Origin of the sequence: Prevotella sp. AM23-5 (assembly GCF_003473645.1) — a bacterium.
GTDB lineage: Bacteria > Bacteroidota > Bacteroidia > Bacteroidales > Bacteroidaceae > Prevotella > Prevotella copri_A.
In genome coordinates, this window is sequence record NZ_QUCG01000046.1 from 1 (window position 1) to 14,521 (window position 14,521).

The 14,521-nt window shown below is 38.4% G+C and carries 27 protein-coding genes; 25 read left to right on the forward strand and 2 right to left on the reverse strand.

What is annotated here, in order from left to right; all coding sequences use genetic code 11:
* Nucleotides 1-85: 85 nt before the first annotated feature.
* The 22 genes from DW657_RS11400 (at nt 86) to DW657_RS11510 (ending at nt 10,650) form a co-directional block, all read left to right on the forward strand.
* Nucleotides 86-1,060, forward strand: coding sequence for a DUF932 domain-containing protein (locus DW657_RS11400; RefSeq protein WP_118312592.1), 975 nt, complete (start codon nt 86-88; stop codon nt 1,058-1,060).
* A 422-nt stretch (nt 1,061-1,482) separates the two neighbouring features.
* Entirely contained in the window at nt 1,483-1,869 is a 387-nt protein-coding gene (locus tag DW657_RS11405; RefSeq protein WP_118312593.1) for a hypothetical protein, read from the forward strand.
* Nucleotides 1,870-1,922: 53 nt separating this feature from the next.
* On the forward strand, nt 1,923-2,411 hold the full coding sequence (locus tag DW657_RS11410; RefSeq protein ID WP_118312594.1) for a DUF4494 domain-containing protein: 489 nt from the start codon (nt 1,923-1,925) through the stop codon (nt 2,409-2,411).
* Nucleotides 2,412-2,414: 3 nt separating this feature from the next.
* The gene (locus DW657_RS11415; protein ID WP_118312595.1) at nt 2,415-2,948 is read left to right on the forward strand and encodes a hypothetical protein; all 534 of its coding nucleotides are present in this window, start codon (nt 2,415-2,417) and stop codon (nt 2,946-2,948) included.
* A 457-nt stretch (nt 2,949-3,405) separates the two neighbouring features.
* Nucleotides 3,406-3,603: a hypothetical protein gene (locus DW657_RS11425; RefSeq protein ID WP_147381929.1), complete on the forward strand. Its 198-nt coding sequence runs from the start codon at nt 3,406-3,408 to the stop codon at nt 3,601-3,603.
* Complete coding sequence (locus DW657_RS11430; RefSeq protein WP_118312598.1) at nt 3,594-4,166, forward strand: hypothetical protein; 573 nt, start codon at nt 3,594-3,596, stop codon at nt 4,164-4,166. The genes DW657_RS11425 and DW657_RS11430 overlap by 10 nt, the downstream gene beginning before the upstream one ends.
* A gap of 46 nt (nt 4,167-4,212) precedes the next feature.
* The gene (locus DW657_RS11435) at nt 4,213-4,458 is read left to right on the forward strand and encodes a hypothetical protein (protein WP_118312599.1); all 246 of its coding nucleotides are present in this window, start codon (nt 4,213-4,215) and stop codon (nt 4,456-4,458) included.
* A 2-nt stretch (nt 4,459-4,460) separates the two neighbouring features.
* Nucleotides 4,461-4,787 (forward strand): hypothetical protein, encoded by a 327-nt coding sequence (locus DW657_RS11440; protein WP_118312600.1) that lies wholly within the window; start codon nt 4,461-4,463, stop codon nt 4,785-4,787.
* Nucleotides 4,788-4,796: 9 nt separating this feature from the next.
* Entirely contained in the window at nt 4,797-5,198 is a 402-nt protein-coding gene (locus DW657_RS11445; RefSeq protein ID WP_118312601.1) for a hypothetical protein, read from the forward strand.
* A gap of 2 nt (nt 5,199-5,200) precedes the next feature.
* Nucleotides 5,201-5,602: a VRR-NUC domain-containing protein gene (locus DW657_RS11450; RefSeq protein WP_118312643.1), complete on the forward strand. Its 402-nt coding sequence runs from the start codon at nt 5,201-5,203 to the stop codon at nt 5,600-5,602.
* A 151-nt stretch (nt 5,603-5,753) separates the two neighbouring features.
* On the forward strand, nt 5,754-5,984 hold the full coding sequence (locus tag DW657_RS11455) for a hypothetical protein (RefSeq protein ID WP_118312602.1): 231 nt from the start codon (nt 5,754-5,756) through the stop codon (nt 5,982-5,984).
* A gap of 28 nt (nt 5,985-6,012) precedes the next feature.
* Complete coding sequence (locus tag DW657_RS11460) at nt 6,013-6,228, forward strand: hypothetical protein (protein WP_118312603.1); 216 nt, start codon at nt 6,013-6,015, stop codon at nt 6,226-6,228.
* Nucleotides 6,229-6,304: 76 nt separating this feature from the next.
* Nucleotides 6,305-6,580, forward strand: coding sequence for a hypothetical protein (locus DW657_RS11465; RefSeq protein WP_199658356.1), 276 nt, complete (start codon nt 6,305-6,307; stop codon nt 6,578-6,580).
* Between the two features lie 11 nt (nt 6,581-6,591).
* Complete coding sequence (locus DW657_RS11470; RefSeq protein ID WP_118312605.1) at nt 6,592-7,191, forward strand: hypothetical protein; 600 nt, start codon at nt 6,592-6,594, stop codon at nt 7,189-7,191.
* Nucleotides 7,192-7,196: 5 nt separating this feature from the next.
* Nucleotides 7,197-7,562, forward strand: coding sequence for a hypothetical protein (locus DW657_RS11475; RefSeq protein ID WP_147381930.1), 366 nt, complete (start codon nt 7,197-7,199; stop codon nt 7,560-7,562).
* The gene (locus DW657_RS11480) at nt 7,541-7,741 is read left to right on the forward strand and encodes a hypothetical protein (RefSeq protein ID WP_118312607.1); all 201 of its coding nucleotides are present in this window, start codon (nt 7,541-7,543) and stop codon (nt 7,739-7,741) included. Before DW657_RS11475 ends, DW657_RS11480 begins: the two co-directional genes overlap by 22 nt.
* Nucleotides 7,742-7,745: 4 nt before the next feature.
* Nucleotides 7,746-8,306, forward strand: a complete 561-nt coding sequence (locus tag DW657_RS11485) for a hypothetical protein (RefSeq protein WP_118312608.1) — start codon at nt 7,746-7,748, stop codon at nt 8,304-8,306.
* Nucleotides 8,307-8,313: 7 nt separating this feature from the next.
* Complete coding sequence (locus tag DW657_RS11490) at nt 8,314-8,508, forward strand: hypothetical protein (RefSeq protein ID WP_118312609.1); 195 nt, start codon at nt 8,314-8,316, stop codon at nt 8,506-8,508.
* A gap of 93 nt (nt 8,509-8,601) precedes the next feature.
* The gene (locus DW657_RS11495; protein ID WP_118312610.1) at nt 8,602-9,450 is read left to right on the forward strand and encodes a hypothetical protein; all 849 of its coding nucleotides are present in this window, start codon (nt 8,602-8,604) and stop codon (nt 9,448-9,450) included.
* Nucleotides 9,451-9,453: 3 nt separating this feature from the next.
* Nucleotides 9,454-9,639 carry a hypothetical protein gene (locus DW657_RS11500; protein ID WP_118312611.1) on the forward strand — a complete coding sequence of 62 codons (186 nt, stop codon included), beginning with the start codon at nt 9,454-9,456 and terminating at the stop codon, nt 9,637-9,639.
* Between the two features lie 139 nt (nt 9,640-9,778).
* Nucleotides 9,779-10,165: a hypothetical protein gene (locus DW657_RS11505; RefSeq protein ID WP_118312612.1), complete on the forward strand. Its 387-nt coding sequence runs from the start codon at nt 9,779-9,781 to the stop codon at nt 10,163-10,165.
* Between the two features lie 239 nt (nt 10,166-10,404).
* Nucleotides 10,405-10,650, forward strand: coding sequence for a hypothetical protein (locus DW657_RS11510; protein ID WP_118312613.1), 246 nt, complete (start codon nt 10,405-10,407; stop codon nt 10,648-10,650).
* A 48-nt stretch (nt 10,651-10,698) separates the two neighbouring features.
* Here the strand turns inward: DW657_RS11510 and DW657_RS11515 are convergent, their stop codons facing one another.
* Together DW657_RS11515 and DW657_RS11520 are read right to left on the reverse strand one after the other, a co-directional pair.
* Nucleotides 10,699-11,631, reverse strand: coding sequence for a DUF4268 domain-containing protein (locus tag DW657_RS11515; RefSeq protein WP_118312614.1), 933 nt, complete (start codon nt 11,629-11,631; stop codon nt 10,699-10,701).
* A gap of 2 nt (nt 11,632-11,633) precedes the next feature.
* Nucleotides 11,634-12,092 (reverse strand): hypothetical protein, encoded by a 459-nt coding sequence (locus DW657_RS11520; protein WP_118312615.1) that lies wholly within the window; start codon nt 12,090-12,092, stop codon nt 11,634-11,636.
* 473 nt (nt 12,093-12,565) lie between these two features.
* On the opposite strand from DW657_RS11520, the gene DW657_RS11530 reads away from it, so the two are divergent.
* From DW657_RS11530 to DW657_RS11540, 3 genes are read left to right on the forward strand one after another with little or no spacing between them, the layout of a single operon-like run.
* The gene (locus DW657_RS11530) at nt 12,566-12,952 is read left to right on the forward strand and encodes a hypothetical protein (RefSeq protein ID WP_118312617.1); all 387 of its coding nucleotides are present in this window, start codon (nt 12,566-12,568) and stop codon (nt 12,950-12,952) included.
* A gap of 18 nt (nt 12,953-12,970) precedes the next feature.
* On the forward strand, nt 12,971-13,249 hold the full coding sequence (locus tag DW657_RS11535; protein WP_118312618.1) for a hypothetical protein: 279 nt from the start codon (nt 12,971-12,973) through the stop codon (nt 13,247-13,249).
* 12 nt (nt 13,250-13,261) lie between these two features.
* Nucleotides 13,262-14,422, forward strand: coding sequence for a hypothetical protein (locus tag DW657_RS11540; protein ID WP_118312619.1), 1,161 nt, complete (start codon nt 13,262-13,264; stop codon nt 14,420-14,422).
* Nucleotides 14,423-14,521: the final 99 nt, after the last annotated feature.

Sequence of the window (14,521 nt, forward strand, 5' to 3'; positions counted from 1 at the left end):
ATCTCAAATTTTAACGAACTATTGATATATAGTAATAATTATTTTGTTTAACGTATTAAAAATAGGAGATACAACAATGAACACAATGGCAATGAATTTGATGGCACAGCCAAAGGTAGCAGAGGTAGCGGTTGCAAAGCAGCCAGAGTTGAAGAGTGATAATATGAATCAGTTCTTGGATTTTGAGACATCCAAGGTACAGATTCTGACAATCGAACAGCTTGAACGCACCGAGAAAGAGAATGATGTGTACGGAAAGCCTTTGAAGGGCATCTATCATTTTGACCTCATTCATCAGGTGGAAGACTTGTGCGAGAAGCACGGTTATAAGGCTGAGATTTACGACCTCTTTGCGGCGAATAACAAAGACCGCAATACTCCAGGTGTTACCCGTTTGCATGAGAAGGAAGCTTTGATGGGTGATAGAGCTGTAGAGGCTCATATCCTTCGCCGAGTATTCTGTAATATTCGCTTGCGTGACTTCGATAAGGGTGATGGTAATGATGAGATTACAACCAATATGGCGATATCATTTCATCAGAAGGGTATTCAGTTAGGTATCGGTAGAAACGTAGTTATCTGTCACAATCAATGTATGCTTAGTGCTGAACATTACGCTGCTACCTACTCAGACATCAATAGCAAAAGAGGAGCTTTCAAGCTCGATGAGCTTCTTCAACGTGCTGATGCTTGGCTCGCTAATCTAAGAGGTATCATTGATGCCAATGATGAAATGATTGAGCGTATGAAGAATCGTGAGATTAAGGCACATGAGATGTTTACCATCATCGGTATGCTGACCTCGCTCCGTGTTGCTGCTGAAACGAAATACAAAGGCATTCGCAACCCTCAGGTCATTCCTCTCAATCAAGCACAGATTGGTCGCTTGACCGAGAAAATGATGATTACCTACTACGAGCGCAATATTGTTACCGCTTGGGATTTGTACAATGCGGCTACCGATATGTATAAGTCAACTCAGCTCGACCAGCCAATGATTCTTTCACAAAACTTGGCAATGAGTAGCTTCATTCAGAATACATTGATTCCAAACGCATAACTACATATAAGATTGAATATAGAAAAAGTCGATAATAAGAGCCTTTAAGCCGCCGTGAGGTGTCGGCTCTTTCTTTTAGAAAAGTTAAATTTAGGTTCTGATATATATTGCCGTGAGGTAATCAGTTATGTCAATTGTTAGTTAGATAAATATTAATTATGGTTATTATTTTTTGCCCTACGGCGGTAGGGCTTTTTATCCCAAGGAAAACCAATCGTACGGGTGTGCGTGGGCTGTATGGTAGTGATACCGATATTCTTATCAAACCCTAAAGGAAAGAGGTGAATATATATAAGTTCATTTATTCTACTGCGTTAAAGAATGTATGCGAAGATACTCCGTAATAAGCAGCTCTTAATAAGCGGAGGTTGGCGAGGGTTCGATTCCCTCTCTTGGGGCTATGTTTTTTAAATTTATACAATATGACAGATTATAACGGAAAATTAAACTTGCTGAAGCTCAAAAGAGCTGGCGTTATGCAAATACCAGGGCGAACCGAAGTGCTTCGTTGCTTGGTTATCCCTATTGAAGAGAATAATATCTTCATTAGTACGGATGAAAATAATCGTCCGAAGGCAGCTTATCTCGACCTTACCGCTTGGGCGTTGAAGAACCCTAAGTATGAGGAAACTCACATGATTAAGCAGTCGTTACCTAAAGAGGTTCGTGAGAAAATGACAGATGAGGAGAAGAAGGCGATGCCTATTCTAGGTGGCTTGAGACCTGCAAACTTTGAAGCTCAGAATGGAGCATCTACTTGCGATGCTCCTTTTGCACATGCGCAGGATTTGAACGATTTGCCCTTTTAGTATAAGGGCTTTCTTAGATATAGGATTTAAGTTAGTTTTAGATTATTAGAAATATGAGAAGTAGAACGAGTAATTGGTTTGAGGTAGGAATCCGCTACCAAAAGACCCAAGAAGATGGTTCAGAGAAATCTGTAACCGAAAAGTATGCGATTGATGCCTTATCCTTCACGGAAGGTGAGAGCGCAATCACAGAAGAAATGGCTGCTTATATTAGCGGCGAGTTTAAGGTTAAGTCGATGCAAGAGGCTTCATACAGAGAGGTATTCTTCTCTGATAAGGATGATGATTGCTGGTACAAGGCGAAATTGCAATTCATTTCCTTTGATGATAAGACCAATAAGGAGAAGCGTAGCAACGTGTCTTATCTCGTGCAAGCAAAGTCTATGCACCGAGCAATCAGTAACATTGATGAGGTGATGGGGAAGACCATGATAGACTACGAAATCATCGGTCTCAGCAAAACCAATGTTTACGATGTCTTCGAGCATAAGACAAAGGAGGAGAAGGAACAGAAGTCTAACGGGGAAAAGAAGGAGGAGTAAATTATGGCAAGACCTAAGAAAAATGGCGCAGAACAGCCTTTGAATTTGGATGGCAATAATATGCCTATGGAGAACGAGAACGCTCAGCAGAGCCAAGAAAATACGGCTCAACAGCAAAGTGAGGAGCAAGTTGAGGAAAATAAGGAAGAGTATGAACTTCCTTTTGGAATAGAGGATGGAGTTCCTTTCCCTATTGACGATAATGGTTCGTTCATTATCTACGCTCCTACTGATATTGGAACCCGTAAAGGACGAATCCCTGTAAATATGGGTATTACTCTCAGAGAGGGTTATCGTGGCTTGATTGTTCCAATTACAGCCAATGCAATCTATGGTCTTCCTACTGAATCTGATTATCGCTTACAGCATTCCGATGTGATTTCAACGCAAGTAGGGGAGGAAGAAGAAGTAAGACTCGTACTCTCTATCAATGATGAAACAATGATACAGGAGCAGACAAACTTCGGTTCACGCTCCCGTAATCTCATTATCCCGAAGGGTACTCCGCTTGCCGTTCTGATGATTTTTAAGCTGTGAAATATATAATTACGGATGGAGGTCTATTTTATAGTATCTCCTTCCGCTCTACTAAGTAACTATGACAGAAGTTGAACGTAAAATGCGCAGAAGCAAATACGGCAAGACCTACTATAAGAAGCATCGTGAAGCTTGCATCGAAAGAGCCAAAGCTTGGTATAATGCTCATAAAGAGCATCGTAGGCTGTATATGCTTGCGTATAATAGCAAATAGTGTTTATATGGATAAGTTGGATAAAATTAAAGAGTTGAATACTCAATATAAACTGCTGCGAAATAACGGAATGGTCGTTGAGGTGAAACTCCTTACTAATATCGGTGATTACAGCATAAAGAATCCGAATGTTATTAGTAAGGTACTTGACTTGCTTATCCTTGAATCACAGAAGCAGATAGAAAGTGAGGTGAATAAATGATAGAATTGAGTAATAGACCAACAAGGGCAAAGAGAATCGTTGTGGTTCAACTGAAAGATAAAAAGCCTGAGCCTTTCCGTACCTGCCCAGAGATTTATTTGAAGTACGATAAAGAGAAGATTGGCATCTGTCTTAATGCTCTGTGGAACGCCCTTGCTAAAGATGGTTGCTACGAGAATAAGAAATGCAAAATCTCTTATCAGAATATCGAACAATTAAAAACTCTGGTATGGGAATAGAAAATAAAGGCTGTTGTGTGCTGAAATATCCCCATTCTATAGATGATGGATTATTAGCTCTGTATATACAAGGTCTTACAATTCGTGAAATTAGCAAGAAAGTAGAAATTCCTTATGAGACTGTCCGACGGCGATTAAAGGAGAAAGGAGCAAAAACGGCATCACCAAGATTTGTTGCTAAATTCGGAGATATTCGTTATCGTGGTAGTTATCGGTATTGGAGTGAAGATGAAGAACGAAGATTCAAAGAATACTTTCCTTTTCACACAAACGAGGAAGTTGCCGAAGAGTTCTGTTGTAAAATAAGGCAGGTTAAAAACAAAGCCCGCTCTCTTGGATTGAGAAAAAATAAAAGATGGCTTTACTCTAAGAAATTAGCAACTATAAAGATAGCGAATATCGTTTCTAAAGCAAGTAGCAAAAGGTTTTCTTTCAAGAAAGGTAACAACTACGGCTGTAGATTCGAAAAAGGTAACACTATCGGACATCGGTTCAAAAAAGGAGTTAGGTACGATAAAGAGTTTTGGGAGAGATACAGAAGAGGTGAAGTAGCTTTACCTTGATTATATCTTTTCAGCATCTACGATAAGGCTAAAAAATATCTATAATATGGAAGATGTAATTATTAAACAGTATAATAATGGCTACTTCGAGGTCTTTCAAGGCGATAAAAGTAGCGGTGAACTTGGTTTTGACGAGATGTTAGGACTGATAACGTCTCTTACTATGTCTGAACGCCGTCCTTGCTTGCAATGGATGAAGACCAAGGAGCAGCGTGATGCCGAAGAAGTCGCTATCACTCAGATAGCGAAATATCCTATATTTGAAAATGCTAAAAAGAAGGAAGGAGAATAAGAATGAAAGAAACAAAGTACAATAATGATGTTCCTTATGAGAGAGTGGTATTGCGAGTACTACAAAATTACTCACAGATGCAAATCAAGCTTTGCCGTTTACAGAATAAGGTGAAAGAGCAGAGTAATAAACTTGTGCTCTGTAATAACGTTATCAATCAATTCAAAAAAGCTATCAATGAATTGAATAATGATGATTATAAGAAGGTCGTTGCCGAGCGTGATGAGCTTCTCAGAAAAAACAAAGAACTTTCTCGTCAGTTGAAGATTTACGAAGGTATGCGTAAGTACTTCAATAGCGAGGTATCAAAATTAGAAACTGATAAATAATATATCAATATGAAGAAGATTTTATCTTGGTGTGGCTCTCATACTGAGCTGCTATGTGCATTCTTTTTGTTGGGATGTTGTATCAGTAGTGCGGTCAAAGATGGTTGGTCGGCGGCGATATTGTTCTTGCCTTTTATCGCTATGTGGATATTCGTCCATCGCTTACAGAAAGAGATTTTTCGCATTACAAAAAAGAATAAAGAGCTGAATGAAACTAAAAAGAAGCTTGAAAAGGCTTGTAAAAGGACTGAGGATTTAAAAACCTTAATCTATTACAGATACCTCTTAGCAAAGAACGATGTTGACCTCTGTAAAAAGAAGATTGATTGTAATGCTTATCTTTATGAAAGAAGGCATTGTGAGGAAATGATAGAGTTTTATCTTAAAAAGATTTGGAATAAAGATGTATGATAATGAAGTATGATGAGCTTTTAAAGAAGGAGAGCCAGAAGAAAGGCAGAAGCAAACCACGGCATATTGAATCGCAGATTCAGGTTCAGATGGTGAAGTGGTTTCGCTTGCGATATCCCCATTACATCATTGCTGCCATCCCTAACGGAGGACAACGAAGTGCGCTTGAAGCAAAGATAATGAAAGGTGAGGGTGTTTTGGCTGGCTTCTCCGACCTTATTATTATAGCAAAAGGAAATGTCCTATTTGTGGAAGTTAAAACGAAGAGCGGATATCAATCTGATTTGCAAGCCAAATTTCAGTCTGATGTTGAGCGGTTAGGCTTTCAGTACAGCATTTGCCGCTCATTGGATGAGTTTATCTTAACCATCGAAAAATGGATAAAAGATAAGTTTTCTGTGTAAAAATATCAGATTTTCTTGGTTTAATATTAATTTCTATTAAAATAATAATAAAAACACTGGGGAAATTTGGTAGTATCAAAAGAAATTATTAATTTTGCGGTGTAAATAATTAATAAATAGGTTTAATATTTAAATTATAGGAGATACGACAATGATTACAATTATCAATAAATTCACAGGTGAGGTTATCACCAAGTACTCAGGTGCTTTGGTTAGTGAATCAGATATTGATTCTTTTATCGCCAACGCAAAAGGTTCGGGTACGTTTAGAGGACGTTGGAATGCTATCGTAGAGGTATTCATTCCTTTGAAAGGCTTGAATGCCACACAATGCCTTCTTAAAAGCCAATACGCAGTGAAGGAATGTATGAAGAAGAAATAATTAACGTTTAAATATAGGAGATACAATTATGGCAGTAGCAGTTAGTACAAAAGGTGTTGAGAATCTTGTCAAGCAGATTAATGCTGCTTATGGTAAGGTAATAGTCACAGCTGAGTTACATTCAGACGGGTGGCTCATCCTCGTAGGTGAGAATCCTATCAAAAATATAGGAAATGCTAGCGATGCGGTTCATTACCTTGAAGGTGTGAAGCACGGCATCGAATTAATGAAAGAAGGATTTTAGTTATTAATCGGGCAGCGTAATAGCTGCCCATAAATATAGGAGATACAATACAATGGGAAATGTGGTAAAATTTGGTTTGTGTAGCAATGAAGATGTAAGAAAAGAAGTAGCCAATCACCCAGATTACAAGGTTCATTGGTTGGCTGGCTTCGCTTGGAAAGGTGCTTGCGGTGGCAGAGAGCTCAAACGTGAGGGTATGCGCAAGATTTGGCGACCTGGCGGTTCGTTTATGGGGACTTTCGATGATGAGCTGAATAAATGCTTGAATTGGGCTTGCGCTCAGGATATGGAGATAGACCACGATAAGAAGACAATCTTCATCAATGGTTTTAGTGAGAACGACATGTATTAAAACGTAGGCTTATGTTCGTAGAATTTAAGAATTTATATGTAGCGTTCAGAAAGGAGTTTCCTTTAGCTATCGTGTATCTTAATAAGTGCGATGGTGAGCGTTTTTTAAGAGAACAGGGAATAGCTTTATCTGGCTCTTTTAGCAGCTTTATTCCGCTTATTGCAATCGTTGATAACGTACCACAAAAAGCGAGCTGTAAGATTATCTTTACTAATTATCGCATTCTTAATAAAGAAGAGGAGAAAGATGTGTTAGATACTCTTAAACGAAGTAATCTTACTATCAATGATAAAGGGTTTATCTCCTTCCTTGATTATAAGCAGATTTGCTTTGAGGTAGATGGAAATATTCTTCCTTATGATGATTTCTGTAAGTATGAATTGCCAGAGGGGCAGGTGTTCAAAATGGTCTTTGATAATGGTTATTCTTATTACGGCTCAGAGCCTTTTAAAGGTGATGCCAAGAAATATGCCGACACAGCTATCAAGGTTGCCGAGAAACTAGGGTATCTTTGGTTCAGTTGGACTATGGGATTCAGGCTTAACAATCTTCTCAACGTAAATGTGGTTTACGGCAAAGACGAAAGCTATTCAGTAGTTTCTAACACATAATGACTATGGAAGAGATTAAAGAAAAGAAGTTTATCATAGAAGCAAAGGGTGAAGTTCCCTTTGCTCAACGCACGGGTGATGGCTATGAGTTATTCAATAACGAACGAACAATGAAGTTCTGTGCAAGAAGGCAACAGATATGGGATAATGAAACGGGCGAACAGAAATCTTGTTTTGCCGTTTTCTGCTTCGTTAAAGAGGATGATGGATGGGTACAAGGTGATAATTATCATCAGACGGAGACCATTACTTCTTTCGTTAAGGATTTGAATATCTCTCCTTATTTTACCAATGCGGTAAAGGAATATCGTGAACAGATGGATATTACAGAAGAATGGAAGGTTGAAAAATGGGAACAGGAGAAATATTAATCGTTATAGGCGCAATAGTTACCGCATTCAGCAGCGTTACCGCTGTTGGGGCGATAAGCGGAAAGATAGAAGGTGTTATCACTCTTAGTGAAAGGTTATGCATCACGGCATTCTTGATGATTCTGTTCGTTATGGGATGCGTATTGCTTGATAATGGAATATTAATAATTAATCTGTAATAATATGACAAAGAGATTAAGTTTAGAAGATAAAGCTAAAATAGCTAACGGCAATGAACGTCATTGTGGGCAATGCAATCATCATATTTGCCCAGATGGTTTGCTTAAAGTATGTTCGGAGGCTTTTATTCGAGGGTACAAGAAAGGCTATAAACAAAATCAGAAAGAACAGAAAGAACGTATTGATAAGATACTCCACCCTGTTACTGAGCCTTGTGGTAGTAATGCTATCTTTGTCTTTTTCAGAGACGTAAGAAGTGGTGAGTTACAACCTTATATTGAGGATATGAGAATGCCTGATGCAAAACGTTACCAGGATATAGGTTCAATAAGGTTTCCGCCAGAGAAAGATGAACCACAGAAACTACAGATTGCATGGTGTTATCCGAAGGATTTGGTTGAGCTTCTTGGATATGATAAGAAGTATGCCGATTTTGAGCGTATAGCTCTTTCTGAAGGCGCATTCTCTTATCCTCGTGAGGAATATGATAAAAATCTTCAAAAGTACTCTTCTGTGCGCCATAAATACAAAAAATATTATCATTATCGTAAATTTAAAAAATAGCTTTATTATGAGTAAGAAAGATATTAGTCTAACAATCACACTTGAACTCGGTGGCGACCTTTGCGGTATGACTATAAAGGATAAAAATGATAAAGTGGTACAGTTCGAGGATTTGGCACGTAGTGAGCAAATTAAGGTTCTCAACTGCTTTAGTCAGAATTACAACAGCCTTGTGCGGTTCTTAAAAGAGAAGGAGGGATAAGGTATGGGATTTGTTATTTTTATGGCGGTTATTATGAGCGTAGGCGTATTTGCTTGCCTCATTCAAGGTAATGGAGATAAGGAGGAGTAGAGTATGGGAACACCTGTTTTATTAGGCAATCACAATGATTGCAATATAGATAAAGGAAGATATGTAGAAACGGACGTCTCGGGCTATAAAGCCGTTGTCTATGTGCCGAGCGGCATTGATAACGAGCAGATTCAGAAAGCCCTTGATTACGCTTATTCTACCCTCTGCCAAAGCTGCTATATGGAGTTTATCTTGGCAGATAACTTCCTTCTTATTTCTAAGGAGGTTTTTGATAAGAAGAAGGTGTTTAAGTTCAATCTTAAAAAGCACTTTACCGATTGTCAGAAATCCGTCCGTAACACGATGAAGTTGTATGAGCGACACATGGATGAGGATTACTATAATGAATATTCTACTTATCTGTGGGATTTGATTAAGGATAAGGTTGAGAAGTTGCGTAAGATGATTGAAGATAAGCTTCGCAATCTTAAATGCAAGTATAACCCTTATCTCTGTTCTTATGCTATCACCATTCAGAATCTCGTACAGCAGATTAATGATACTCATAAACACGTTATGGAGATTACAGAAAGGGAGTATGGAGTTGATATTGCTCCAAGCTACGAGAATCATCGTGCTAAGATGGCATTCACGCAAGCGGATAATTGTCTGTACGACATCATGCACGATGAAGCAGAGAAATTCCGTGATAATATCGAAAAAGATAAGAAGATTCTTGCTGTATGGTCTGATATAACAAGGACTATCTATAATCCTATCAACGCAAAGAAGGCTCGTATTTCGGCTTTTTATAGTATGCCCGAAGAAACGCAAGCTCTTTATAATTTGCGAGAGGAGGATGGCTTCTGCGAGCTCAAGGATGGTGCGAAAAGATTCAAGAAAGGAGCGTAGGGTATGGATAAAAAAGATATGCGTAGGCTGATTTCGTATGGAGATGTTTACTCTAAATATACAAAGAAGAAACTATCTGCGATAACTGTTGAAGAATGCCTCAATTCTATGGAATTTGAAATATGGAATCATACAGCAGTCGCCGTTCCTGTGTTTGATTGTCAAAAACTGATTATCATTTCATCTTAATATATGTTGTATCTCTTGGGGGCGGCGGTCTCGGCTGCTGCTCCCTTCTAAAAGTTTACACAGCATATATTGGTTCTATTGTAAGTAATAGGAGAATTGATTATCTTTGCACAAAATAACAATTTAAAATATAAAGAATATGAGCAAGTCAAGCGGTGGTACTCGCACCATAAGCAGTAATAATGCTGCGCAGAACAGAACACAGAGTTCTCTTAGCGGAAAAGTCAGTACAATGGACGAAGCCAATAAGGTTATGGACACATACAAGAACCTCTATGATATGCCAGCGAAGGAACAGAAAGCATTTACTGATTCTTTCGCCCAGGCAGTTATGGACACATTTAATGAGAAGAAAAAAGGCTACGATGATTTGATGTTACAGAGAACCGACAAGGCATTCAAAGAAAACAACAAAGCTGATTATGATTGGGCTGTTCATCAGCATACTATACAGGTAGATAATCTGGTAGAGGAACGACAGCTAATCACAGATAAGTATAATAAGTTTATCAAGGTAAAGAAATAAATTGCTGATTCTTAGCAAGAAAGCTATTAAACTTTATTAATTCAGATTTATATCAAGGGTGATGGTTCTACGGGCACAAAAGTAAATCTTGTATGGAATCAACGTGGCAAGCGTTTTATTCTTGCTCTTTACAATAATGATTTTAATGTAAAGACAGCTATCGCCGAGATAAACGGTGAGAAAGCAGTTCAAAGCGCAAATAATCAGTTTAATAATTAATTTATAAGGAGAAAGTAATCATGGAGAATAAAGATAATTCAGTTCAGTATTCAGTTAGTGATAAGACCGTGCGGTGCATCACCCTCTTGAAGGAGATTATCGCCATTCAGGAGAAGACTCTTACATTCTTCGCAAACGAGGGTATCGAGGATTCAAAGGAAGCGGAGACCTTCGCTAAGAGTATGGGCAACGCCGTAATGGCATTCAGTGGTATCTTGGGCGGCAATATCTATCTGAATGTGATTGAAGGTCGTGAGGCAATTTAACGATTACTTAGGCACGCCAAAGTAATATACAAGAAAAGAGTGGGGCGGTTATACCTCACTCTTTATCTTTTCTATATATGGCTTGAATATCTTTGATAGTTTCTTGTAAGCTTCAAGCAACCAGGCAAAGATAGGCTTCCAATCATCTTGCTCATAACCGCCTCTTTCATAGTTTGTCGCAAAGATAACGCTTGTTTTATTATCCTCTGCTATATTCCACTGAAGGAGCGGCTTGCCGAATGCCTCATTGATAGAATCCTTATCCTTTTCTATTATTCTGTAATGCTTCTTATTCTCAGCCTTATCAGAACCATCAAGCAATAAACGGACAGATACAGAACCTTTGCGGATGAAAAGGTCATAATGTACCTTTGTCGTTCCTGTTGATATATTCATCCAGTGATAGCTCTGTGGCATCTTTTGGAAATTCGCCCCATTCTTGCTTGCATATTCATTGAATGCCGTCCAGAAATCAATCAGCCTTTGCTCTGTATTTGACTTCGGCGAAGCTTCATTCTTTTCATAAGGTGGTTGACATACAATATCAAATAGAAGTGCAGGTTTTGAATCGCCAATACTTACAGCCGTAACCTCCACAAGAAAGAAGTTACATTGTATGGTTGAGTCATTTAGCATTTGAATGGCACTGATATGCTCCGCTCTCGCTTTCTCAACTATCCATACAGCATAGTCGGCATGATGATGAGCGGCATACGTTATCACCTTTCCAAGATGGTCTGAATCACTATCGCCGAACTGGTTTTCTATGATTATGCTTTTCTCGCCATCATCACCTGCCTTGGCTATAATATCAACTTTCATTGTCTCCAGCTTATGCTCTTTCTCTGCCTCTGATATATTGATACCAAGCTTTTCAGCCAGCACACCAATATTCTTTGTAAGCCAAGGGGTGAAGCCAGAAGCCTCTCCATCAAAAATTTCTTTTAATGGGTGTACGTTAATGCGGTCTATCTCTTTCATCTCTATTTATCCATACAAGGGATTTTCATTTCCCATAAAGCTACTCGCTCAAATTGTTTTGCGAGAACCCTTATATATCCACGACCCTCTTTTAAATATTTAACAACATCACCTTTTTTAAATATTCCTGGTGATGCCGTTTTAGGATTTCCACTCTCCAAGAACATTGTTATCTTCTGTTTCTTTTTTAATTGCCCGTTCTTATCATAATATCCAAATGTAGCCACAAAGGAGTTATTCTTATCGTAATCAAAAATACCTCCATTGCAAATGATTCTAAAATCACTCTTATAATGAGACCAGAAGATAAATGAATTCTTTTCTTCGTCCTCATACATAAACGATACATACTCTTTCGTTCCTTTTAGTTCATCTGCCTTGTGTAAAGTACTCGACCACTCTTGTGCGTATGTTTGCATTGTAAAGAATAGCATAGCTCCGATAAATAAAAGCTTCTTCATATTTCGTATCTCCTATTAATATTTATAAATTGCACGATACCTATTTAAAACACGCTCTGCGGCGTTATCTTTTCCTTGCTTGGTATATACTAAGGCAAGGCGAAGATACCCCGTTCTTCGCAAACAACCGAGGTATATCAGCCGCTCGTAGCAATACGTGGCTCTGCTTGGTATTCCATCATGGAGGTAGCGTTGAGCCATTGCCGCCAACTCCTTTGGTGATGCGTCATAAATCTGTATCATAAATCGTCTGATTTGGTTCTGAATGCAAAGATAGCAAAAATTCGGTTACTATATATTTATATTGCAATATTTATATTAAAATAACCTTAATTTACATATCGGTATATTAAAAGCTATTAAAATATTAATAAAAACGCAGAGAAAATTTGGTAGTTTCAAAGGAAATTATTAATTTTGCGGTGTAGATAATTAATAAATAGGTTTAATATTAAATTATAGGAGATACGACAATGATGACAAAGCAAGAAGAAATTAAGCATCTTATGGCTCTGATGGGCGACAAAAGAGGTGATACATACTTCAATCAGTTTTTTAGCTCAACCGATATCGAGCAGATGATACAGAATATTCACGATGATTTCGCTGTCGAAATGGGTTGCTCATTTACCAAGAAGGCAGAAGAGCTTGAAAAGAAGTTACATAAAGAGCAGAAAGCTCACGACCAAGATATGCTTGACTTCGTTGAGGATATTCTGGTAACGGAAGCACAGGGTGGCAATTCACTCAATGTTGCAATGAAGAAAATCGGAATGGATAACACCATTAAGATTAAGCGCAAGAATAAGATTGCACTCAGCGAGGAGGAGCTTGATTACTTGGTTTCAAAACTTGATTAAATTATAGGAGATACGACAATGAAACGATTTAAAGATTACGAAATAGCTTATAATAAATGCTATGAGCTCTTGCAAAAGCTCATGGTATTGGTAAAACAGACAGATGGCTACATCACTCTAGAGATAAAGTTTACTTATCCTGATAAGTACCCAAAACTTTCTGTTACATACTATTATAATTACCTATACTCATTTCTTCCACAAGAAGATGGTACATTTATTATTTCTACAGACAACAAAGTCTATACAATGGATGAAATTGAAGTGAAGATAAGAAAGAATTGTTTATTAGACTAAAACATAAGAGTGATGAGTACAATAAAGACGTTTATTCCTTCAGAGTCAGTTGACGCATTCAAGAAGTTTGCTGACAAGACACGTAAGAATGTAAAGGACTTCGCTTACTCCTTAGGTAAACCTTATGAGAAGTTGTTTTATCATCCAGTAATCAATGAAGAAGGAATTGGAGGACAGAGAATCGAGGTTTTCCATGAGGTGTGTGACCTTACGATAGACATACCAGAGCAGAGCGGTTGGAGACTCCTTGCTACATATAAGGACGATGCTTTCACTCCTGCCGACCCAACCAAGGAGCTTATTTTTAAGAACCCTGCGCACGGAGCAGACTATGGTAAATGTGACTTTTGCGGTCATTGGTGCAAGAATGCCTATGTCGTTGAAAATGTGAAGACGGGCGAGGAATTACAAGTAGGTTGCGAATGTATCAAGAAGTTTGGTATTAATGATATGTACTACATATCCGACTTTACCAAAAAGCTCTATGAACTCTATGATTACAGAATTAGCTATGCTACAGATGATGAGTTTGGTGATATTGAGAAATGGGGCGGTAGAAAGGATTCAAGCTATAAGAATGCTATCCTTAAATCCGACCTTATTATGGCAGCGAAAGCTCAGTATGATATTTGTCCCGTATATAAGAAGGGAACAAAAGTTGAACACGTCCGTTATCGCTCAGCTACTTTGGATGGCATCGACACTATTTTGAATAGCAAAAAGTTCAAGGTTGATGAAGCTTACGTGAAGGCAGTTTGCGAGTTCGGTGCAAAGATTCAGCCTAAGACCGAATTTGAAGAGGATATGCTTGCGGTAGCAAAGAACTTCTATTGCTTCCAAGCGCAAGATGTATATGCTTTCTTCCTTGTGAAAGCCTATGAGGATAGCTTGAAGCCAGAGCTTTGTGTTCAGAAGGGCAATCAGGTAAAGGTATGTGGCAAAATCATTCAGAAGCGTTTCGAGGAATCCTACTACGGCGTAATGGAAATCAATACCATTCTCACCGATAAGGGTATTGAATGCGAGCGATACGGCAAAGTTCCTACAATCGAAGAGAATGGTATTAAACGCACCACATTCTATGCTCTCGTCAAGGGGGTATTCAATGGCAAGATTAGCTTGGATAGAGCAACCAGGAACCCAAAGAAAGGTATTGAAGTCGTTGAAATCTAAAAGATATGAGTAAGCAAGAATTTCTAAGCAAGTGTTATAGCTGTGAGAAGTATAACACTTGCTACAACTCGAAGTTTGGCAGATTAGGTTGTAATGCCT

What these genes read in the sequence shown, in the direction of transcription:
- DW657_RS11470 (WP_118312605.1), top strand. Translation starts at nt 6,592, where the DNA reads ATGTTCGTAGAATTTAAGAATTTATATGTAGCGTTCAGAAAGGAGTTT.
- DW657_RS11540 (WP_118312619.1), top strand. Translation starts at nt 13,262, where the DNA reads ATGAGTACAATAAAGACGTTTATTCCTTCAGAGTCAGTTGACGCATTC.
- DW657_RS11445 (WP_118312601.1), top strand. Translation starts at nt 4,797, where the DNA reads ATGAAGAAGATTTTATCTTGGTGTGGCTCTCATACTGAGCTGCTATGT.
- DW657_RS11440 (WP_118312600.1), top strand. Translation starts at nt 4,461, where the DNA reads ATGAAAGAAACAAAGTACAATAATGATGTTCCTTATGAGAGAGTGGTA.
- DW657_RS11450 (WP_118312643.1), top strand. Translation starts at nt 5,201, where the DNA reads ATGAAGTATGATGAGCTTTTAAAGAAGGAGAGCCAGAAGAAAGGCAGA.
- DW657_RS11485 (WP_118312608.1), top strand. Translation starts at nt 7,746, where the DNA reads ATGACAAAGAGATTAAGTTTAGAAGATAAAGCTAAAATAGCTAACGGC.
- DW657_RS11530 (WP_118312617.1), top strand. Translation starts at nt 12,566, where the DNA reads ATGATGACAAAGCAAGAAGAAATTAAGCATCTTATGGCTCTGATGGGC.
- DW657_RS11520 (WP_118312615.1), bottom strand. Translation starts at nt 12,092, where the DNA reads ATGAAGAAGCTTTTATTTATCGGAGCTATGCTATTCTTTACAATGCAA.
- DW657_RS11410 (WP_118312594.1), top strand. Translation starts at nt 1,923, where the DNA reads ATGAGAAGTAGAACGAGTAATTGGTTTGAGGTAGGAATCCGCTACCAA.
- DW657_RS11505 (WP_118312612.1), top strand. Translation starts at nt 9,779, where the DNA reads ATGAGCAAGTCAAGCGGTGGTACTCGCACCATAAGCAGTAATAATGCT.
- DW657_RS11460 (WP_118312603.1), top strand. Translation starts at nt 6,013, where the DNA reads ATGGCAGTAGCAGTTAGTACAAAAGGTGTTGAGAATCTTGTCAAGCAG.
- DW657_RS11405 (WP_118312593.1), top strand. Translation starts at nt 1,483, where the DNA reads ATGACAGATTATAACGGAAAATTAAACTTGCTGAAGCTCAAAAGAGCT.
- DW657_RS11515 (WP_118312614.1), bottom strand. Translation starts at nt 11,631, where the DNA reads ATGAAAGAGATAGACCGCATTAACGTACACCCATTAAAAGAAATTTTT.
- DW657_RS11510 (WP_118312613.1), top strand. Translation starts at nt 10,405, where the DNA reads ATGGAGAATAAAGATAATTCAGTTCAGTATTCAGTTAGTGATAAGACC.
- DW657_RS11535 (WP_118312618.1), top strand. Translation starts at nt 12,971, where the DNA reads ATGAAACGATTTAAAGATTACGAAATAGCTTATAATAAATGCTATGAG.
- DW657_RS11500 (WP_118312611.1), top strand. Translation starts at nt 9,454, where the DNA reads ATGGATAAAAAAGATATGCGTAGGCTGATTTCGTATGGAGATGTTTAC.
- DW657_RS11435 (WP_118312599.1), top strand. Translation starts at nt 4,213, where the DNA reads ATGGAAGATGTAATTATTAAACAGTATAATAATGGCTACTTCGAGGTC.
- DW657_RS11475 (WP_147381930.1), top strand. Translation starts at nt 7,197, where the DNA reads ATGGAAGAGATTAAAGAAAAGAAGTTTATCATAGAAGCAAAGGGTGAA.
- DW657_RS11400 (WP_118312592.1), top strand. Translation starts at nt 86, where the DNA reads ATGGCAATGAATTTGATGGCACAGCCAAAGGTAGCAGAGGTAGCGGTT.
- DW657_RS11495 (WP_118312610.1), top strand. Translation starts at nt 8,602, where the DNA reads ATGGGAACACCTGTTTTATTAGGCAATCACAATGATTGCAATATAGAT.
- DW657_RS11455 (WP_118312602.1), top strand. Translation starts at nt 5,754, where the DNA reads ATGATTACAATTATCAATAAATTCACAGGTGAGGTTATCACCAAGTAC.
- DW657_RS11490 (WP_118312609.1), top strand. Translation starts at nt 8,314, where the DNA reads ATGAGTAAGAAAGATATTAGTCTAACAATCACACTTGAACTCGGTGGC.
- DW657_RS11415 (WP_118312595.1), top strand. Translation starts at nt 2,415, where the DNA reads ATGGCAAGACCTAAGAAAAATGGCGCAGAACAGCCTTTGAATTTGGAT.
- DW657_RS11480 (WP_118312607.1), top strand. Translation starts at nt 7,541, where the DNA reads ATGGGAACAGGAGAAATATTAATCGTTATAGGCGCAATAGTTACCGCA.
- DW657_RS11430 (WP_118312598.1), top strand. Translation starts at nt 3,594, where the DNA reads ATGGGAATAGAAAATAAAGGCTGTTGTGTGCTGAAATATCCCCATTCT.